Annotated in this window: 14 protein-coding genes; 7 read left to right on the top strand and 7 right to left on the bottom strand. The window is 69.1% G+C overall.

Annotated elements, in window-relative coordinates:
* Nucleotides 1–67: 67 nt before the first annotated feature.
* From xdhA to L810_RS04275, 4 genes are all read left to right on the top strand, one after another.
* The gene (xdhA, locus tag L810_RS04290) at nt 68–1,612 is read left to right on the top strand and encodes a xanthine dehydrogenase small subunit (protein WP_021157135.1); all 1,545 of its coding nucleotides are present in this window, start codon (nt 68–70) and stop codon (nt 1,610–1,612) included.
* 18 nt (nt 1,613–1,630) lie between these two features.
* Nucleotides 1,631–3,994 (top strand): xanthine dehydrogenase molybdopterin binding subunit, encoded by a 2,364-nt coding sequence (gene xdhB / locus L810_RS04285; RefSeq protein ID WP_021157134.1) that lies wholly within the window; start codon nt 1,631–1,633, stop codon nt 3,992–3,994.
* A gap of 84 nt (nt 3,995–4,078) precedes the next feature.
* A complete protein-coding gene (gene xdhC / locus L810_RS04280; protein WP_021157133.1) occupies nt 4,079–4,696 on the top strand; it encodes a xanthine dehydrogenase accessory protein XdhC in 618 nt (205 codons plus the stop codon).
* A gap of 88 nt (nt 4,697–4,784) precedes the next feature.
* Nucleotides 4,785–5,186, top strand: coding sequence for a nuclear transport factor 2 family protein (locus L810_RS04275; protein ID WP_021157132.1), 402 nt, complete (start codon nt 4,785–4,787; stop codon nt 5,184–5,186).
* Between the two features lie 39 nt (nt 5,187–5,225).
* Here L810_RS04275 and L810_RS04270 read toward each other — a convergent pair whose 3' ends face one another.
* From L810_RS04270 to L810_RS04260, 3 genes are all read right to left on the bottom strand, one after another.
* Nucleotides 5,226–6,173 (bottom strand): LysR family transcriptional regulator, encoded by a 948-nt coding sequence (locus L810_RS04270; protein WP_021157131.1) that lies wholly within the window; start codon nt 6,171–6,173, stop codon nt 5,226–5,228.
* Nucleotides 6,174–6,241: 68 nt separating this feature from the next.
* Entirely contained in the window at nt 6,242–6,880 is a 639-nt protein-coding gene (locus L810_RS04265; RefSeq protein ID WP_021157130.1) for a DsbA family protein, read from the bottom strand.
* A 94-nt stretch (nt 6,881–6,974) separates the two neighbouring features.
* The gene (locus L810_RS04260) at nt 6,975–8,417 is read right to left on the bottom strand and encodes a TAXI family TRAP transporter solute-binding subunit (RefSeq protein WP_042973163.1); all 1,443 of its coding nucleotides are present in this window, start codon (nt 8,415–8,417) and stop codon (nt 6,975–6,977) included.
* A 423-nt stretch (nt 8,418–8,840) separates the two neighbouring features.
* Here L810_RS04260 and L810_RS04255 point away from each other — a divergent pair, with 423 nt between their 5' ends.
* The 3 genes from L810_RS04255 (at nt 8,841) to L810_RS04245 (ending at nt 13,885) form a co-directional block, all read left to right on the top strand.
* Nucleotides 8,841–9,206, top strand: a complete 366-nt coding sequence (locus L810_RS04255) for a BON domain-containing protein (protein WP_021157129.1) — start codon at nt 8,841–8,843, stop codon at nt 9,204–9,206.
* A 136-nt stretch (nt 9,207–9,342) separates the two neighbouring features.
* The gene (locus L810_RS04250) at nt 9,343–11,433 is read left to right on the top strand and encodes a D-(-)-3-hydroxybutyrate oligomer hydrolase (protein ID WP_042973162.1); all 2,091 of its coding nucleotides are present in this window, start codon (nt 9,343–9,345) and stop codon (nt 11,431–11,433) included.
* Between the two features lie 616 nt (nt 11,434–12,049).
* Nucleotides 12,050–13,885: a S10 family peptidase gene (locus L810_RS04245; RefSeq protein WP_042973160.1), complete on the top strand. Its 1,836-nt coding sequence runs from the start codon at nt 12,050–12,052 to the stop codon at nt 13,883–13,885.
* A 157-nt stretch (nt 13,886–14,042) separates the two neighbouring features.
* Here the strand turns inward: L810_RS04245 and L810_RS04240 are convergent, their stop codons facing one another.
* From L810_RS04240 to L810_RS04225, 4 genes are all read right to left on the bottom strand, one after another.
* Nucleotides 14,043–14,831: a sulfite exporter TauE/SafE family protein gene (locus L810_RS04240; RefSeq protein ID WP_021157126.1), complete on the bottom strand. Its 789-nt coding sequence runs from the start codon at nt 14,829–14,831 to the stop codon at nt 14,043–14,045.
* Between the two features lie 299 nt (nt 14,832–15,130).
* Nucleotides 15,131–16,570 (bottom strand): MFS transporter, encoded by a 1,440-nt coding sequence (locus L810_RS04235; RefSeq protein WP_021157125.1) that lies wholly within the window; start codon nt 16,568–16,570, stop codon nt 15,131–15,133.
* 136 nt (nt 16,571–16,706) lie between these two features.
* Nucleotides 16,707–17,438 (bottom strand): DsbA family oxidoreductase, encoded by a 732-nt coding sequence (locus L810_RS04230; RefSeq protein ID WP_042973158.1) that lies wholly within the window; start codon nt 17,436–17,438, stop codon nt 16,707–16,709.
* 231 nt (nt 17,439–17,669) lie between these two features.
* Nucleotides 17,670–18,445 (bottom strand): helix-turn-helix transcriptional regulator (locus tag L810_RS04225; protein ID WP_042973155.1); only part of this gene is annotated, 776 nt, incomplete at its 5' end.

Genomic DNA, 18,445 nt, shown 5'->3' with positions numbered 1-18,445 from the left:
TCAGAAAAACGTCGGTCGAGCGCACTGCGCAGGCCGCCTTGCCCCCCATTTGAAGAATCATCGAGACATGAGTGAGCCGATCCGCTTCTACCATCGTCACGCGATCCGCGAAGTCAGCGGCGCGGACGTCACCCGCACCGTGCTGCAGTATCTGCGCGAGGACGCGCATTGCACCGGCACCAAGGAAGGCTGCGCGGAAGGCGACTGCGGCGCATGCACGGTCGTCGTCGGCGAGCTGACCGACACCGGCGCGGTCGAGTTCAAGGCCGTCAACGCATGCATCCAGTTCCTGCCGACGCTCGACGGCAAGGCGCTGCTGACGGTCGAGGACCTGCGTCAGCCGGACGGCGCGCTGCATCCGGTGCAGCAGGCGATGGTCGACTGCCACGGTTCGCAATGCGGGTTCTGCACGCCGGGCTTCGTGATGTCGATGTGGGCGCTGTACGAGAAGCACGGCCACGAAGGCTGCGGCAGCGCGTGCGCGAAGGCGAAGGACGTGCCGACGCGCACCGAGATCGCCGATGCGCTGACCGGCAACCTGTGCCGCTGCACCGGCTACCGGCCGATCGTCGATGCCGCGGTGCAGATGTTCGACGCACCGGCACCGTCGGCGCCGGTCGACACGGCCGCGCTGGCCCGCACGCTCGCGTCGCTCAAGCGCGACGACACGTTCGACTACACGACGCACGACGGCGCGCGCTTCGCGGCGCCGCGCACGCTCGACGCGCTGGCCGCGCTGAAGGTCGAGCGGCCCGACGCGCGCATTCTGGCGGGCAGCACCGATATCGGCTTGTGGGTCACGAAGCAGATGCGCCGGCTCGACGACCTGATCTACGTCGGCCGGATCGCCGAACTGCAGCGCGTCGTGCACGGCGACGACTGGATCGAGATCGGTGCGGGCGTGACGGTCGAGAACGGGTATGCGGCGCTGGCCGGTACATATCCGGAGCTGACCGAAATGTGGAAGCGCTTCGCGTCGCTGCCGATCCGCAACGCCGGCACGATCGGCGGCAACGTCGCGAACGGCTCGCCGATCGGCGATTCGATGCCGGGCCTGATCGCGCTCGGCGCACGCGTGGTGCTGCGCGGCGGCGACACGGTGCGCGAGCTGCCGCTCGAGGCGCTGTACACGGGCTACCAGCAGAAGGATATGGCGCCGCACGAATTCGTCGTCGGCCTGAAGGTGCCGACCCGCACCGGCGCGCGCGCGAAGCTGCAGTTCCGCACGTACAAGCTGTCGAAGCGGTTCGACTCCGACATCTCGGCCGTGTGCGCGGCGTTCGCGTTCATCGCGGACGGCGACACGATCCGCGAGCCGCGCATCGCGTTCGGCGGGATGGCCGCGACGCCGAAGCGCGCGACGCACACGGAGAGCGTGCTCGACGGCGCGCAATGGCACGAAGCCACCGCGCAGGCCGCGATGCAGGCGCTCGAGCGCGACTACCAGCCGCTGTCCGACATGCGCGCGACGAGCACGTACCGCCTCGATACCGCGAAGAACCTGATGTACCGATTCTGGCTGGAGACGCGCCCGCACGACCCGCTGCCGCCGCAAGCCCTGAATGTGCGTGAAGTGGCCGCCGAAACCGGCACCGACGCGGCGCGCGTCTGAAGACGGAGAACCCCGAACATGAACCAGCAAGCAGAACCGTTCCTGAACACCCTCGATCCGCAAGCCGACGCCGCGCAGGTCCACGTCTCGCGCGCGCACGAATCCGCGCACCTGCACGTCAGCGGACGTGCCACCTACACCGACGACATCCCGATCGTCGCGGGCACGCTGCACGCGGCGCTCGGCCTGTCGGCGAAACCGCACGCGAAGATCGTGTCGATGAACTTCGACGCGGTGCGCGCGACGCCGGGCGTGGTCGCCGTGTTCACGGCCGACGACATCCCGGGCGTCAACGATTGCGGCCCGATCATCCACGACGACCCGGTGCTCGCGAAGGGCATCGTGCAGTTCGTCGGCCAGCCGATGTTCATCGTCGTCGCGACGTCGCATGAAACCGCGCGGCTTGCCGCGCGCCGCGCACAGGTCGACTACGAGGAGTTGCCGGCGATTCTCACCGCGCAGGAAGCGCGCGCGGCCGAAACCTACGTGATCCCGCCGCTGAAGCTCGCGCGCGGCGACGCGGCGGCACGCCTCGCCGCCGCACCGCACCGCGAGTCGGGCGAAATGCTGCTCGGCGGCCAGGAGCAGTTCTACCTCGAAGGGCAGATCGCGTACGCAGTGCCGAAGGACGACGACGGGATGCACGTGTACTGCTCGACGCAGCACCCGAGCGAGATGCAGCACCTCGTCGCGCACGTGCTCGGCGTCGCGTCGCACAACGTGCTCGTCGAGTGCCGCCGGATGGGCGGCGGGTTCGGCGGCAAGGAATCGCAGTCGGGCCTGTTCGCGTGCTGCGCGGCGCTCGCCGCGTGGAAGCTGCTGTGCCCGGTGAAGCTGCGTCCGGATCGCGACGACGACATGATGATCACCGGCAAGCGTCACGACTTCCATTACCGCTTCGACGTCGGTTACGACGACGACGGCCGCATCGACGGCGTCGCGCTCGACATGACGTCGCGCTGCGGCTTCTCGGCCGACCTGTCGGGCCCGGTGATGACACGCGCGGTATGCCATTTCGACAACGCGTACTGGCTCGGCGACGTGAACATCGCCGGCTACTGCGGCAAGACCAACACGCAGTCGAACACCGCGTTCCGCGGCTTCGGCGGCCCGCAGGGCGCGTTCGCGATCGAGTACATCCTCGACGACATCGCGCGCTCGCTCGATCGCGATCCGCTCGACGTGCGCTACGCGAACCTGTACGGCAAGACCGAACGCAACGTGACGCCTTACGGACAGACGGTCGAGGACAACGTGCTGCAGGAGCTGCTCGGCGAACTCGAGGCGACGAGCGACTACCGCGCGCGGCGTGCGGGCGTGCGCGAATTCAACGCGCGCAACACGGTGCTGAAGAAGGGCATCGCGCTCACGCCGGTGAAGTTCGGCATCGCGTTCAACGTCACGCACTTCAACCAGGCCGGCGCGCTGGTGCACATCTATACCGACGGCTCGGTGCTCGTGAACCACGGCGGCACGGAGATGGGGCAGGGGCTCAACACGAAGGTCGCGCAGGTCGTCGCGCACGAGCTCGGCATCCGCTTCGGCCGGATCCGCGTGACGGCGACCGACACCAGCAAGGTCGCGAACACGTCCGCGACGGCCGCTTCCACGGGCTCGGACCTGAACGGCAAGGCCGCGCAGGATGCGGCGCGCCAGCTGCGCGAGCGGCTCGCGGTGTTCGCGGCGAAGCAGTTCGGCGACGGCAAGGTCGATGCGGCCGACGTGAAGTTCGGCAACGATTTCGTGTGGATCGGCGGCAACGGCGTGCCGTTCGGCGACGTGATCGCGAAGGCGTACCTCGCGCGCGTGCAGCTGTGGTCCGACGGTTTCTACGCGACGCCGAAGCTGTACTGGGATCAGTCGAAGCTGCAGGGCCGGCCGTTCTACTACTACTCGTACGGCGCGGCCGTGTCGGAAGTCGTGATCGACACGCTGACGGGCGAGATGCGCACGCTGCGCGTCGATGCGCTGCACGACGTGGGCGCATCGCTGAACCCGGCGCTCGACATCGGCCAGGTCGAAGGCGCGTTCATCCAGGGGATGGGCTGGCTGACGACCGAGGAGCTGTGGTGGAACAAGGGCGGCAAGCTGATGACGCATGCGCCGTCGACGTACAAGATCCCGACGGTGAACGACACGCCGCCCGAGTTCAACGTGCAGCTGTTCAAGAACCGCAACGTCGAGGACAGCATCCACCGTTCGAAGGCCGTCGGCGAGCCGCCGCTGCTGCTGCCGTTCTCGGTGTTCTTCGCGGTGCGCGACGCGGTGGCCGCGGTCGGCGACTACCAGGTGAACCCGCCGCTCGATGCGCCGGCCACCGGTGAGTCGATCCTGCGCGCGGTCAGCGCAGTGCGTGCGGCGCGCGCCGGTCAGGCAGGCTGAGATGAAACGGCTCCCGTGCTCGCTTTGTTCGCTGCTTCCGATGGGGGCGGTCAGCCTCCTTGGGGCGGCCCGACGGAGGCTGACATGAACGGCCCCACGCGCTCGCTTCGCACCGCGCCGCCGGAGGCGTTCGCGCAGGGCACCGGCCAGCGCAACCGCGCGAGCGGCACGCGGGCGCCGATGCACATCGTGCTGTTCGGCGCCGGGCACGTCGGTCACGCGCTCGTCACGCTGCTCGGCGCGCTGCCGTGCGTCGTGCAGTGGGTCGACACGCGCGACGAGCTGTTCCCGGACGAATGTCCGCCGAACGTGCAGCCGGAGCCGACCGACACGCCGGAGGCCGTCGTCGACGCGGCGCCGCCCGGCGCATATTTCCTCGTGATGACGCACAACCACGCGCTCGACTTCTCGCTCGCCGCGCAGATCATGCGGCGGCGCGACTATGCGTACTTCGGGATGATCGGCTCGCGCACCAAGCGCGTGAAGTTCGAACGCCGGCTTGCCGCGCGCGGCGTCGATCCGGCGCGGCTCGTCGAGATGGTGTGCCCGATCGGCGTCGCGGGCATCGTCGACAAGGCGCCGGGCGCGATCGCGGTGGCCGTGTGCGCGGAGCTGCTGCAGGCGCGCTCGGGCATGCCGGTGGCCGATACGAAGGCCGCGGCGGCGGGGCGTGCGCGCGACGACGTGTCCTGCGCGCGATAGCACCGCGCGGCCAGCGCATGGCCGCGCGTTTTTGCATACACTGCACGACGACGCGCGGCACCGGGCCGCGCCTTACCGTGCACGCACCATGTCCGATCACCAGGTTTATCTCGACACGCTCGATGCGAGCCTCGTCGCCATCGAGCGCTGGCTGTCCGGCGCCGATACCGCGCCCGGGGCGCTCGACGCGCTGCTCGCTTGGTTCTCCGCCGATTTCACGATGATCCTGACCGACGGCCGCGAGGTCGACCACGACGGCACGCGCGCGCTGTTCGCGAAGCTCGCCGGCGCGAAGCCGGGGCTGCGCATCACGCTGTCGGATACCCGCGTGCTCACGGCCGACGCGTCGCATGCGACGCTCACCTATCTCGAAGCGCAGCACGCGGCCTCGGGCGAGCTGCCCGCGCGCCGCGCGACCGCCGTGTTCGAACGCGACGCGGCGGGCGTCGTGCGCTGGACCCATCTGCAGGAAACCTTCTGCACGGCCTGAGCGGCCTGAGTGGCCGCGCCGAGGCTCGACGTTCGCGGCTCAGCGCTTGCGGCCGCGGGCGACCGTCAGCTCGTCGGACACGCTCTGCATCAGCGCACACAGCCACGCGATGTCGGTCGGCCGGTCGGGTTGCGGATGCGTGAGCAGGTAGCTCTTGATACGCGGAAACGGCACCGGCGGCGTGACGACGACGAGCGGCAGCAACTGCGCATAATGCGTCGCGAAGCGGCGCGTCGTCGTGAAGATCAGGTCAGACTGCAGCAGCACCTGCGGCACGATCCCGAAGTACGGAAGCGTCGTCACGATGCGCCGCGTGAGGTGCGCGCGCGCAAGGCCGATCTCGATCGCGTTGCGCTTGTCGCCGGTGTACGGCGTCGGCGCGACGTGCGCGGCCGACGCGTACGCTTCGCGCGTGAGCGGCCCGCGCGCGAGCGGGTGCGCGTCGCGCATCAGGCACACGATCGTGTCGGAGAACAGGTCCTGGCGTGCGAACTGCGGGTCGGGCTTCGGCCAGTTGCCGATCACGAGATCGAGCGCGCCGGATTCGAGCGCGCCCGCGTGATCGAGCGCGGGATTCAGCGAATCGATTTCCAGGTGCGCATGCGGCGCCGCGTCGCGAAAGCGTTCGATCAGCGTCGGCATGAAGAAATCGTTCAGGTAATCGGGCGCGGCGACGCGGAACGTGCGTCGTGCGGACGACGGATCGAAGTCGCCGTGCGGCGTCGCGATGAAATCGACCTCGCGCAGCGCGCGCTGCGCGGCCTCGAGCAGCGACGCGCCGTATTCGGTCGGCACCATGCCGGATTTGCCGCGCACGAGGATCGGGTCGTTCAGCGTCTCGCGCAGCTTGCGCAGCGCGGTGCTGATCGCGGGCTGGGTCTGGTTCAGCCGCAGCGCGGCCTGCGTGACGCTGCGCTCGAGCAGCAGCGTGCGCAGCACACGCACGAGCCAGATATCGAGCGAGGCGGTACGGTCGTCGTCTTCCATCGGTGGGGGTGATTCGGGTGACGCGTAACGTTACCGTAATCGCGCGTTGCCGTGCGTGATACCGGCCATCACGCGCGGCCCTTCGGCAGCGCGCTGATCCGCTTGACCTCGCGCGATTCGAGCCAGTTCGGCGTGCGCGCGCAGTACAGCACCATCGGCAGCGCGTCCTCGCCCCAGAACAGCTGCCGGTTCATCCAGAACGTCGGCACGCCGAACACCCCGAGCGCGATCGCGTCGGCGTTGTTGCGCGCCAGCTGCGCGGCGGTCTCCTCGAATTCGATCAGCTCGTCGCCGTGGCCGACGCCGACCCGCTCGCACAATGCCGCGAACCCTTCCGGCGTCGACGGGTCGTTGCCGTCGCGCCAGATGAAGCGGAACATCTCCAGCACGGTCGCGATGTCGGCGCGCAGCGCGATCGCGAGGCGCAGCACCTTGTCGGACTCGAACGGGTGCGCGGGCGGCATCTTGAAGCGGATGCCGAGCTGCTCGGCGCGGAACAGCGCGTGACGGTACGTGAACACGCGCTTGGCCGGCACGTCGGCGCTGGGGCGCTGCCCCCAGTGCCGCTGCAGGTCGGGCAGCGACACGGCGACGGGTTCGAACGGCACGTCCGGCCACTTGTCGTGCTGTTCGAGGAGCAGGTAGGAGAACGGCGACACGAAGTCGAAGAACCAGGCGGGCTGGGCGATATCGAGGCCGGTTGTCATGTCGATCTCCAGTGGATGGGGCGTGCGGCGTCTGGCGGCGGCCTCCATGTTACGCGGCGGCGCACGCATGCGGCAATGATCGCGGATCGTCCGCTCAAGCGGAACCGGGAGTCGCCCGAGGGGGCGCGCCGGCCGGCGGCGCGGCGTCGGCACGTGCCTGCGGCGCACCGTCGGCGCCCGGCGGGCCCGCCGGCGTGTCGTGGTCGTGCGCGGTGAGCCGTTCGCGCACGAAGCCGATGTGCTCGCGCAGCACGTAGAACTGGCCCGCATAGGCGAGCGGCATCTTCATCCGGTTCACGGCTTCCTCGATGTCGTCGAGTTCGTCGAGCAACTGCACGCGCTCCTCGGCCGTGTGCTCGCCGAGCGCGCGGCGCTCGAGTGCGATCAGCGCGCCGTACCAGCGGTAGATGCGCGAGCGCACGCGCCAGCCGTACAGCGACGGCACGAGCCGCAGCCCGGGGATCAGCACGACGATCAGCGGCACGACCACGACGAGCAGCCGGTCGACGAGGCTCGCGACCCAGAACGGCAGCCGCCGGTACAGGAAGGACTTGCCGGATTTATAGTAGCGCGCGGCGTCGTCGGACAGCGGGAAGCCGCGCGTGACGGACGACGGGAATTCGCCCGCGTGCTGCAGGATCGTCGCGTGGCCGTGCACCTCGCGCGCGGCCTCGATCAGCAGGTCGGACAGCGCGGGGTGCAGCGAGTCGCGTGCGACCAGCTCGATGGTCGGCGCGACCGTGTGGATGTCGGCGGGCGGCAGGTTGCGGCCGAGATCGTAGACGCCCATCGGCAGCGTGATCGCGGTCAGGTACGGGAAGCGCCGCGCGTACGCCTCGGCCTGCGTGAACGAATACACGTGCACGCCCGGTGCGCGGAACAGCTTCGCCATCACCGGGATCTGCGTCGAGTCGCCGGACAGGAATGCCGCGTCGATCTTGCCGTCGAGCAGCGCAGTGGCTGCATCCTCGCCGGCGGTCGGCAGCAGCTCGGTCGACCCGCCCGGCACGATGCCGTTCATCTTCAGCAGCGCGAGGCTCAGTTCGCGCGCGCCGCTGCCTTCCGCGCCGAGCGCGAGCCGCTTGCCCTTGAAATCGGACAGGCGCGCGACGACCGGGCCGCGGTACATGATCGCGAGCGGCACGTAGCCGATGCTGCCCAGCGACACGAGGTGCTCGTCGCGCTCCTTCGGGCCGATGCCGCTCTGCACGAAGCCGACGTCGACCGGCGCGTTCGGGTTCGACAGCCGCGCGAGGTTCTGGGCGGACCCTTCGGACGACTGGACGTCGAGCGTGACGCCGTTCTTCGCGAGGATCGTCTTGTATTTCTGCGCGGCGTTCCAGTACGTGCTGCCGGGCGGCCCGGACGAGATCACGAGCGTGGACGGCGGGGCCGGCTGGATCAGCTTGACCGCGAGCCAGACGGCCGTGGCCGCGAGCAGCACGGTGGGGCCGATCGACAGCGCGAGGTCGCGCCACGACACCGCGACGAAGCGGGCGAGGATGCGGCGAGGCGGGCGGGGGCGGGCTGGCTTCATGGGGAGCGGCGGATGACGCTGGCGTGACGTATCGGTGACGGTCGGCGCGGACGAGGCGGATTCTCGCGGCGATGGTACCCGGTTTCGCGGTGCGTGCGCGAGTGCGGCGCGGCGGCGCGACGACAGCGGCGGGGGCCGCCGCGTCAAAAGCTTTGCGCTTCCGCGGGCGCTGGATTACATTGTGCGACGCAGCCGCGCCCGATTCGCGCGCGACCCGGCACGCAATGAGACCGGGCGCGTCCGGCCGGCGGCTGTCCGGCCCGGCCGGCCCGCTCCCGCGTGCGCCGTCCGCCAGCCCGTCTTGCCTCTCTCGTATCGCCGTGGAAAACACCGGCTGTCCCGCCCGTTCGCGCGCGGGCCGGCTGTTTTTGGGGGTATCCGGCCGTACTGTGCACGGCCGTTCCGGAGTGATAAGGAGATAGCATGAAGTCGATCGTGTTGAGAGCGTTGGGTGTCGCCGCCGTGGCGGCCTGTCTGTCGGGCAGCGTGTATGCGCAGTCGAGCGATGCGGCGGCAACGGAAGCGCCCGCGGCAGCGACCAGCGCGCCGAAGGCCGCCGCGAAAACCGCGAAGAAGGCGAACCGCAAGCTCGGCTATACGGTGCGCAAGGCGATTTCGAAGGAATCGGGCGTGAACGTGTCGAACCTCGTCGTGCGTTCGAAGGGCGGCGCGATCACGCTGGAAGGCACGATGCCGGCCCAGGACCAGATCGACAAGGCCGAAGCTGCAGCCAAGGGCGTGGCGGGCGTGACGTCGGTCACGAACAAGCTGACGGTTCAGCAGCAGTGATGCCGGGCGGCGGCGCGCGAGCGCCGCGTGCGCCCGTTTCCAGGCGGGCCCCGGCATGCCGGGGCCCGTTTGCGCTTGAGAGGCCGCAAGCCGCATGAAGCGGCGGCGGACCGATAACGATATCGAGAGGGCGGCGATGACGAGGCTCGGGTGGGGCAGGCGGATGGTTTTCGGCGCGGCGCTGGCCGCGATCGCGCTACTCGGCGCCTGTAACGGCGACGAATCGGCCGAGCGCAACCGGTTGCCCGGTTTCGTGTCCGGCAACGTGCGCACGACAGCCTATGACGGCGCGAGCGACGACCTGCTGACGGCCGGCCTCGGCAAGACGGGCCTCGGCTCGGCCACCGCCCCCGGCTTCGCGAACGCCGCCCGGCCGACGAGCGCCGAGCTGCGCCGCCTCGCGATCTGGTCGAACTACCGCGCGCTCGTCGACATGAGCGCGAACGGCGGCTACGGCCGCTTCTGGGGGCCGAACGTCGATCTCGACGGCAACGACACGCTCGGCGAAGGCAAGATCCCCGGCACCGAATATCTCGCGTATTCCGACGACGGCAGCGGCAGCAAGAACGTGACGCTGCTCGTGCAGGTGCCCGCCAGCTTCAATCCCGCGCAGCCGTGCATCGTCACCGCGACGTCGTCGGGCTCGCGCGGCGTGTACGGCGCGATTTCCGCGGCCGGCGAATGGGCGCTCAAGCGCGGCTGCGCGGTCGCCTACAACGACAAGGGCGGCGGCAACGGCGCGCACGAACTCATGTCGGACACCGTCACGCTGATCGACGGCACGCTCGCCAACGCGGTGCTGGCCGGCACCGCGAGCCTGTTCACCGCCAACGTGACGAGCGGCGATCTCGCCACCTTCAATTCCCGCTTCCCGAACCGCTATGCGTTCAAGCACGCGCATTCGCAGCAGAATCCCGAGCAGGACTGGGGGCGCGTGACGCTGCAGTCGGTCGAGTTCGCGTACTGGGCGCTCAACGAGCAGTTCGGCCCGCTGATCGACAGCTCGCATCACGGCGTGCGCTATCGCGCGGGCGACATCACGACGATCGCCGCGTCGGTCAGCAACGGCGGCGGCGCGTCGCTCGCGGCGGCCGAACAGGACAGTCGCGGCTGGATCACCGCGGTCGTGGTCGGCGAGCCGCAAATCAACGTGCGGATGGCGCCGAATGCGGTCGTGCGCTCGGGCGGCCAGCCGGTGCCGTCGTTCGGCCGGCCGCTGGCCGACTACGCGACCCTCGCGAACCTGCTTCAGCCGTGCGCGGCCGCGTCGGCGTCGCTCGCCGGTGCGCCGTACCTGAGCGCGCTGCCGGCGGCGACCACGCAGTCGATCCGCACGCAGCGCTGCGCGACGCTCGCCGCGGCCGGGCTCGTGGCGGGGGCCGATACGCAAAGCCAGGCCGCCGACGCGCTCGCGCAGCTCCACGCGGCCGGCTACCTTGCCGATTCCGACCTGCTGCAAGCGCCGATGTGGGATTCGCAGGCGATTCCGGCGATCGCCGTCACGTATGCGAACGCATACACGCGCTCGCGCGTCACCGACAACCTGTGCAATTTCAGCTTCGCGACGACGAACCCGGCAACGGGCGCCGTCGCCGCGCCGGCCACGTCGCCGATGCCGGCCGTCTTCGGCGCCGGCAACGGCGTGCCGCCGACGGCCGGCATCAACCTGGTGTTCAACACGGGCGCGGGTATCGACCACCGGCTCGCGACACCCGATGCGAGCTTCGCGGGCGCGCTGTGCCTGCGCCAGCTCTGGACGAACGGGATGCTCGGCATGCCCGCGAACGTCGACGCGGTGCGCGTGAACGCGAACCTGCAGGGCAAGCCGGCGATCATCGTCCAGGGCCGCAGCGATGCGCTGGTGCCCGTGAATCACGCATCGCGCGCGTACGTCGCGCAGAACGGCATCAGCGAAGGCGGGCGCAGCCGGCTCGTGTTCTACGAGGTGACGAATGGCCAGCACTTCGACGCGTTCCTGCCGGTGCCGGGCTTCGACACGCGCTTCGTGCCGGTTCACTACTACAACGTGCAGGCGCTGAACCTGATGTGGCGGCACCTGAAGAACGGTGCGCCGCTGCCGCCGTCGCAGGTGATCCGCACGGTGCCGCGCGGCGGCACGCCGGGCGCCGCGCCCGCGCTGACGAGCGCGAACCTGCCGCCGATCTCGGCCGCACCGGGGGCGAACGCGATCACGACCGGTGCCGGCACGATCGACGTGCCGCTCTGACGGCGCCCGCCGCGCCGCCCGCACGAAGCCGGACAGCCGTCCGGCTTTTTTCTTTGAGCGAATGGAATCGGTCCCGGATTGGCTTTTGTCCGAATGGCGAGCGCTGTAACAAATTATTACTTTACGGCGCTAAATCAGAACCCTAATATGCGCCGGTATTTTCACTTAATTTAATAAATTACGGATACGAAGATATTCCTTTCCGTTTAGTTAATCGATCCTTTCGATTTTGTTAAATCGGCTCGAGTCGCGGTTGATCGCTGTTCTGCGATTAATCGGTATCTCGCCGAAGGGGATCGTTCGTCTGTTCAAAGCGAGGCGCCCTTGTCGGGCGGGCCTTGCGGGGTGTGTTTTTGCCGTCGATTTTGTGTGCATGCAAATTCGCGCAATGAATTCGTATTGCCGCGGATTATTGGATTGCCGTTTGCAATGGAATTGATTCCATTGTGCGGTTGCAAAAAAAAACATGGGTGGGGTAAATCGTGCCGATCGGTATTCGCCGATGCGGTAAAAAACTCGGAGTGCGTCGCATAACGAATGCATTCCTGGTGCGGAGCGCCGGCGCAAATGATCCTTTGCGACCGGCGGTATTTATCGTTCTGTTCGAGAGGCAATAATGACGACACGGAAGTCCTTGAAAGACGGTTTCGCGCTATTCGGAACGACACTGAGCGTGCCGCTCGCCGCAGCCGCGGCCGCGGCGCTGCTCGTCACGGGGTGCGGCGGCGACGACGGGCCGAGCCCGGCTGCTTCGGCCGCCGCCGCGGCCGCGACGTCGGCTGGCGCCAGCACGCAGGCCAACACCAGCGCAACGGCCGCAGCGGCCGACCAGCCGTACGTCGACACCGACGTGTACGGCACCGGGCCGAACGACGCGGTCACGGATTCCACGGAAGGGGCGGCCGTCGTCCACCGTTCGGTCACGATCGGCGGCAAGACCATCAAGTACACGGCCACCACGGGCCACCTGACGACGATCGACCCGGTCACGTCGGCGCCGAACGCGAAGATGTTCTACGTCGCGTACACGCAGGACAATCCGGACCCGTCGAAGCCACGCCCGGTCACGTTCTTCTACAACGGCGGCCCCGGCTCGTCGTCGGTCTACCTGCTGCTCGGCTCGTACGGGCCGAAGCGCCTGCAGTCGTCGTTCCCGAACTTCACGCCGCCCGCGCCGTACAAGCTGCTCGACAACCCGGACAGCCTGCTCGACCGTACCGACCTCGTGTTCATCAACCCGGTCGGCACCGGTTATTCGGCGGCGATCGCCCCGGCGAAGAACAAGGACTTCTGGGGCACCGACCAGGACGCCCGCTCGATCGACCGCTTCATCCAGCGCTACCTGACCAAGTACTCGCGCTGGAATTCGCCGAAATTCCTGTACGGCGAGTCGTACGGCACCGCGCGCAGCGCGGTCGTGTCGTGGGTGCTGCACGAGGACGGCATCGACCTGAACGGGATCACGCTGCAGTCGTCGATCCTCGACTACGCGAATGCGTTGTCCGCGCCGGGCACGTTCCCGACACTCGCGGCCGACGCGTTCTACTGGAAGAAGACGACGCTCAACCCGACGCCGACCGATCTCGACGCGTACATGGTCCAGGCCCGCAACTATGCGGACAACACGCTCGCGCCGCTCGCGCAGAAGCCGAACCCGCAGGACGGCGGCTTCGTGAACGTGCGGCTGAACCTGAACCTGCAGACCGCGCAGCAGATGGGCGCGTACATCGGCACGGACCCGACGTCGCTGATCCAGACGTTCGGCAACCCGGCCGCGCTCGGCAACGTGCCGTCGTCGGACGACAACCCGCCGTACACGTTCTTCCTGACGCTCGTGCCGGGCACGCAGATCGGCCAGTACGACGGTCGCGCGAACTTCACGGGCAAGGGCATCGCGCCGTACATCCTGCCGAACTCGGGCAGCAACGATCCGTCGATCACGAACGTCGGCGGCGCGTATACGGTGCTGTGGAACAGCTACATCAACACCGACCTCAAGTACACGTCGACGTCGTCGTTCGTGGACCTGAACGACCAGGTCTTCAACAACTGGGACTTCAGCCACACCGACCCGACCGGCGCGAACAAGGGCGGCGGCAACACGCTGTACACGGCCGGCGACCTGGCGTCGACGATGAGCGTGAACCCGGACCTGAAGGTGCTGTCGGCGAACGGCTATTTCGACGCCGTCACGCCGTTCCACCAGACGGAGCTGACGCTCGCGCAGATGCCGCTCGACCCGACGCTCAAGGCGCAGAACCTGACGATCAAGAACTACCCGTCGGGCCACATGATCTACCTGAACGACGCGTCGCGGACCGCGCTGAAGGGCGATCTCGCCAACTTCTACGACGGGATCCTCGCGAACCGCACCGCCCTGCAGCGGGTGCTGAAGCTGCAGGCGCGCACGCAGCAGCTCAAGCAGCAGAAACTGCAGCAGCAAGGGCAGTAAGCGGAGCGGGCGGCTCGAGCCGCCCCGGATGGACGACAGCCCGATCGGCGCAGGCCGGTCGGGCTGTTTTTCATCGCAGCGGAGGCGGGCGCGGCGCGTCGGCGGCGCTGGCCGGGAAAAAGCGCAACCGCGGGCGAAGGGCGGGATCGGCGCCCGCCTACGCGAGCACGAGCCTCACGCCGACCGCGACGAGCGTCGCGGCGAGCAGGTTGCGCAGCAGCCGCTCGGGTGCGCGCGCCGACAGCAGGCTGCCGAGCACGATGCCCGGCAACGAGCCGAGCAGCAGCGACAGCAGCATCGACCAGTCGACCGAGCCGAGCAGCCAGTGGCCCATGCCGGCGACCAGCGTGAGCGGTACCGCGTGCGCGATGTCGGACCCGACGATGCGGGTCGTCGCGAGCATCGGATACAGCAGCAGGAGCACGGTGACGCCGATCGCGCCGGCACCGACCGACGTCATCGACACGAGCACGCCGAGCACGGCGCCCGTCAGCACGGTCGACCACAGCGTGCGCGCGGGGCTCGGTGTGAGCGGGTTGCGCGCGGCGAACGCGGTGAGCTGGGGCCGGAAGATCAGCGCGAGCGACGTGAGCAGCAGCGCGACGCCGAGCACGAGCTGGATCATCCGCGCGGTGCCCGGCGTATTCATCCCGTGCGTGTGCAGCCACCACAGCGTGATGGCCGCGGCCGGCACGCTGCCTGCCGCGAGCCGGCCCGTGATGCGCCAGTCGATCGAACCCTTCAGGCCGTGGACGAGCGTGCCGGTGGCCTTGGTCGCCGCCGCATAGAGCAGGTCGGTGCCGACCGCCGTCGCGGGGTGGACGCCGAACAGCAGCACGAGGATCGGCGTCATCAACGAACCACCGCCGACGCCGGTCAGGCCGACGAGGATGCCGACGAACAGGCCGGACAACGAGTACAGCAGATCGATATGGGGAAGCGACATCGGAAGGAGGCAGTTATGCGGCGTTCGGCGGCAGCGGCGCGTGGGTCAAAGTCCGCCATTGTCGCAAATGTGGCGGGTCGGTGTACGACTGCGTTAAAAATCGGCCGGGAAGGCGCGGGCGGCAGGCGGCGCTGAAACGGGCGTTTGAACGGGGCAGGGCCAACGTGGTGGCCGGTGCCGGCTTGCCACGACAGGACCGGCGGTGCGCGGCACCCGGAAGAAGAAAAAGGGCGCGACGGTGCGCGCCCCAGGTTCGATACAGACGGCCGGATTCATCCGCCGCCTGCGGCTCGTCGGCGTCAGTGCATCGCGGGGCCGGTACCTTCGACTGCGTCCTGCCGCCGGATGCGCAGCGCGAGCCCGATCAGCGCGGCGGCGGCAGCGAATGCCGCGCCGAACGCGAAGGCTGCATGGTAGCCGCCGTTCAGTGCGTCGAGCGGCGCGGCGTTCGCGGCCGCGAGCACGTCGGTGCGGGCGGCCGCGAGGCTCGCGAGCACGGCGAGGCCGAGCGCGCCGCCCATCATGAACGCGGTGTTGACGATCCCCGACGCGAGCCCGGAATCGGCCGGATCGACGTCGCTCATCGCGGCGAGCAGCATCGGGTTGAACGCGACGCCCGCGCCGATGCCGAGCAGCGTCATGCCGGGCAGCACGTGCCAGGCGAAGCCGCCGTCCACCGGCGCGCGCGAAAACAGGGCGAGGCCGCAGGCCGCGATCAGCAGGCCGGCCGCGATCGGGCCGCGGATCCCGAAGCGCATCACGATGCGCGCGGACAGCCCGAGCGAGAACGCGGCCATGATCAGGTTCGCCGGCAGGAACGCGAGACCGACCTGCAGCGGCCGGTAGCCGAGCACACGCTGCATGTACAGCGCGGACAGGAAGAACCACGCGAACATCGCGGCCGCCCACAGCACGCCGATCACGTTCGCGAGCGCGACGTTGCGCGCGGCGAACAGCGTGAGCGGCATCAGCGGATGCGCGGCGCGCGCCTCGATCGCGATGAACAGGGCGAGCAGCGCGGCCGCGGCGCCGATCAGCACGACGGTCTGCGTCGACAGCCAGCCGGCTTCGTTGCCGCCGACGATCCCGTAGACCGCCAGCATCAGCGACGCGGTCACGGTGACCGCGCCCGCGACGTCGAGCCGTGCGGCGCCGGCCGGCGCGCGCAGGCGCGGCAGCAGCGCGACGCACATCGCATAGACGGCGATGCCGATCGGCAGGTTGACGAGGAAGATCCAGTGCCACGACAGCGAGCTCGTCAGCAGCCCGCCGAGCAGCACGCCGATGCTGCCGCCGCCCGCGCAGACGAAGCCGTACACGCCCATCGCCCGCGCGCGCTCACCGGGCTCGGTGAAGAGATTCATGATCAGCGACAGCGACACGGCCGACACCACCGCGCCGCCGAGCCCCTGCACCGCGCGCGCGGCGATCAGCATCGTCTGCGACTGGGCGAGGCCGCATGCGAGCGACGCGAGCGTGAACACGACGAGGCCGGCGAGGAACATGCGCCGCTGGCCATACAGGTCGCCGAGCCGGCCGCCGAGCAGCAGGCAGCCGCCGAACGTCAGCAGGTACGCGTTGACGACCCACACGAGGGCCGTTTCGGTGAAATGGAGGTCGGTGCTGATCGACGGCAGCGCAACGTTCACGATCGTGCTGTCGAGCACGATCATCAGCACGCCGAGGCAGAGGACGATCAGCGCGTACCAGCGCTTCTCGCCGTGGATCCCGTGGGTCATGGGCTTGCAGCCTTCTGATAGTTATTTGAAAGGATGCATTGTAGGCCCCCTCGGCGCGGGCTTCCTGCCGGTTTGTGGCAGGAGCGATGCGTAGTCGCGCGTTCGGGCGGGACGCGCGTGACGGATGCGACGGGCGTTATGTGCGCGCCGGCAGTTCGCAGCCGTCGGGGCCGCAGGCGGCCGCGTCGCTGCCGTCGAGCTCGACGATGCCGTCGCGCCATGCCTGGTCGAGCGCCTGCGCGAACGCGTCGGCCGGCTGCGCGCCCGACACCGCGTAACGGCCGCCGAACACGAACAGCGGCACGCCGCGCCCGCCGATCTGCGCGGCGCGCGCGATATCGGCTTCGACTTCGTCGCGATACAGGTCGCTGCGCAGCACGTCTTCGACGGCCGCGCGCTCGAGCCCCGCTTCGACCGCGAATTCGGTGAGCTCGGCGTGATCGAACAACGAGCCGTGCTCGCAGAAATACGCGCGGTACAGCCGCTCGGTCAGCGCGTGCGCGCGGCCCGTCGCTTCCGCGAGCTTCACGAGCCGGTGGCCGTCGAGCGTGTCGCCGACGAGCGTGCCGGGCAGGTCGTAACGCAGCCCGACGCTCGCGGCCGCATCGGTCACCTGGCGCAGCATCTGGTCGACCTGCGCGAGCGACATCCGGTACTTGCCGGCGAGCATTGCCTCGACCGGCTCGACCGGCTGGCCCGGCATCAGCCGGTATGCGCGCAGCGCGACGTCGACGCGCTCGGCGTGCGCGAACGCGGCGAGCGCCTCGTCGAAGCGGCGCTTGCCGATCCAGCACCACGGGCAGATCAGGTCGGACCAGATTTCGACGGTCAGGGTCGGGCGGGCAATCGGGGCGGGAGCGGTCGTCATGGGCGGTTCCGGGCAGCAAAAAAAATGTAACCGGGACTATATCACTTGTGCTTCGACGCTTCGTCCAGGCCGGGCGGGCGCGTGAAACGGGCGCCCGCCGCATCACGAAGCATAGACACGGAAGCGGCGCACCGATAGCGATGGCCGATACCGGCCGCCGCCGCGCGTCCCGACGAACGGGCGTTTCGTCGTTCCGGCGAACGGGCGAACCCGCCCGCCCCCGCGTTTCGCTTACGCGTCGCCCTGCGTTTCCTTCAGGTGCTTGAGGTGCTTGTAGACCGTCGCGCGGCCCATCCCGAGCACATTCGCGACGTAGTTCGCCGCGCTCTTGCCGCGGAACGCGCCCTCCGCGTATAGCGCTTCGACGAGCTCGCGCCGGTGCTCGCGCGTGAGCCCGTTCAGCCCGACCTGCCGCTCGCGCAGCCAGCCGTGCAGGAACGTGTTGATGCGCTCCTGCCAGTCGTCGCGGAACAGCTCGTCCGGCTGTGCGATCACGCCCGCACCCTTGATGAACAGGTCGAGCGTCGCGCGCACCTCGTCGAACACCGCGATGTTGAAGTTGATGCACATCATCCCGGCCGGGTGGCCTTCGTCGTCGAACAGCACGTTGCTCACGCAGCGCATCCGCCGGCCGTCCCAGTTCAGCTTCTCGTACGGGCCGATCACGCGCTCGCGCGCGGAATGATCGATTTCCTCCAGCGCGGAATCGTCGCCGACCTCGCGCTTCGACAGGTTGTTCGCGAGATACAGCACGGTCTGGTCGTGCAGGTCGTGGATCACGACTTCCGCGTACGGGAAGAACAGCGCGGCGATACCGTCGGCGATCGGCGCATAACGGGTGAGCAGCAGGTCTTTGACGGGGGATTTCTTCTTGCGCATCGGTGTCGCCATCTCGAGTGGGCGGGGGCCGGGCGGCCCATCGGGCCGGCGAGGCGGCGCGCCGGTGGCCGGCATGCCCGTGCGCCCGCGCGCGGCCGCCGCGGCGGTTGCGCCATTGTATCGGCCCC

The sequence above is a fragment of the Burkholderia sp. AU4i genome, assembly GCF_000466765.1.
GTDB classification, from domain to species: domain Bacteria; phylum Pseudomonadota; class Gammaproteobacteria; order Burkholderiales; family Burkholderiaceae; genus Burkholderia; species Burkholderia cepacia.
The sequence above is the reverse complement of the archived record's forward strand: the minus strand, read 5'-3'. Positions and strand labels throughout refer to the sequence as shown.

Bases quoted from the DNA above. Each gene is read 5' to 3' on its own strand.
- xdhA (WP_021157135.1), top strand. From the start codon at position 68: ATGAGTGAGCCGATCCGCTTCTACCATCGTCACGCGATCCGCGAAGTC.
- xdhB (WP_021157134.1), top strand. From the start codon at position 1,631: ATGAACCAGCAAGCAGAACCGTTCCTGAACACCCTCGATCCGCAAGCC.
- xdhC (WP_021157133.1), top strand. From the start codon at position 4,079: ATGAACGGCCCCACGCGCTCGCTTCGCACCGCGCCGCCGGAGGCGTTC.
- L810_RS04275 (WP_021157132.1), top strand. From the start codon at position 4,785: ATGTCCGATCACCAGGTTTATCTCGACACGCTCGATGCGAGCCTCGTC.
- L810_RS04270 (WP_021157131.1), bottom strand. From the start codon at position 6,173: ATGGAAGACGACGACCGTACCGCCTCGCTCGATATCTGGCTCGTGCGT.
- L810_RS04265 (WP_021157130.1), bottom strand. From the start codon at position 6,880: ATGACAACCGGCCTCGATATCGCCCAGCCCGCCTGGTTCTTCGACTTC.
- L810_RS04260 (WP_042973163.1), bottom strand. From the start codon at position 8,417: ATGAAGCCAGCCCGCCCCCGCCCGCCTCGCCGCATCCTCGCCCGCTTC.
- L810_RS04255 (WP_021157129.1), top strand. From the start codon at position 8,841: ATGAAGTCGATCGTGTTGAGAGCGTTGGGTGTCGCCGCCGTGGCGGCC.
- L810_RS04250 (WP_042973162.1), top strand. From the start codon at position 9,343: ATGACGAGGCTCGGGTGGGGCAGGCGGATGGTTTTCGGCGCGGCGCTG.
- L810_RS04245 (WP_042973160.1), top strand. From the start codon at position 12,050: ATGACGACACGGAAGTCCTTGAAAGACGGTTTCGCGCTATTCGGAACG.
- L810_RS04240 (WP_021157126.1), bottom strand. From the start codon at position 14,831: ATGTCGCTTCCCCATATCGATCTGCTGTACTCGTTGTCCGGCCTGTTC.
- L810_RS04235 (WP_021157125.1), bottom strand. From the start codon at position 16,570: ATGACCCACGGGATCCACGGCGAGAAGCGCTGGTACGCGCTGATCGTC.
- L810_RS04230 (WP_042973158.1), bottom strand. From the start codon at position 17,438: ATGACGACCGCTCCCGCCCCGATTGCCCGCCCGACCCTGACCGTCGAA.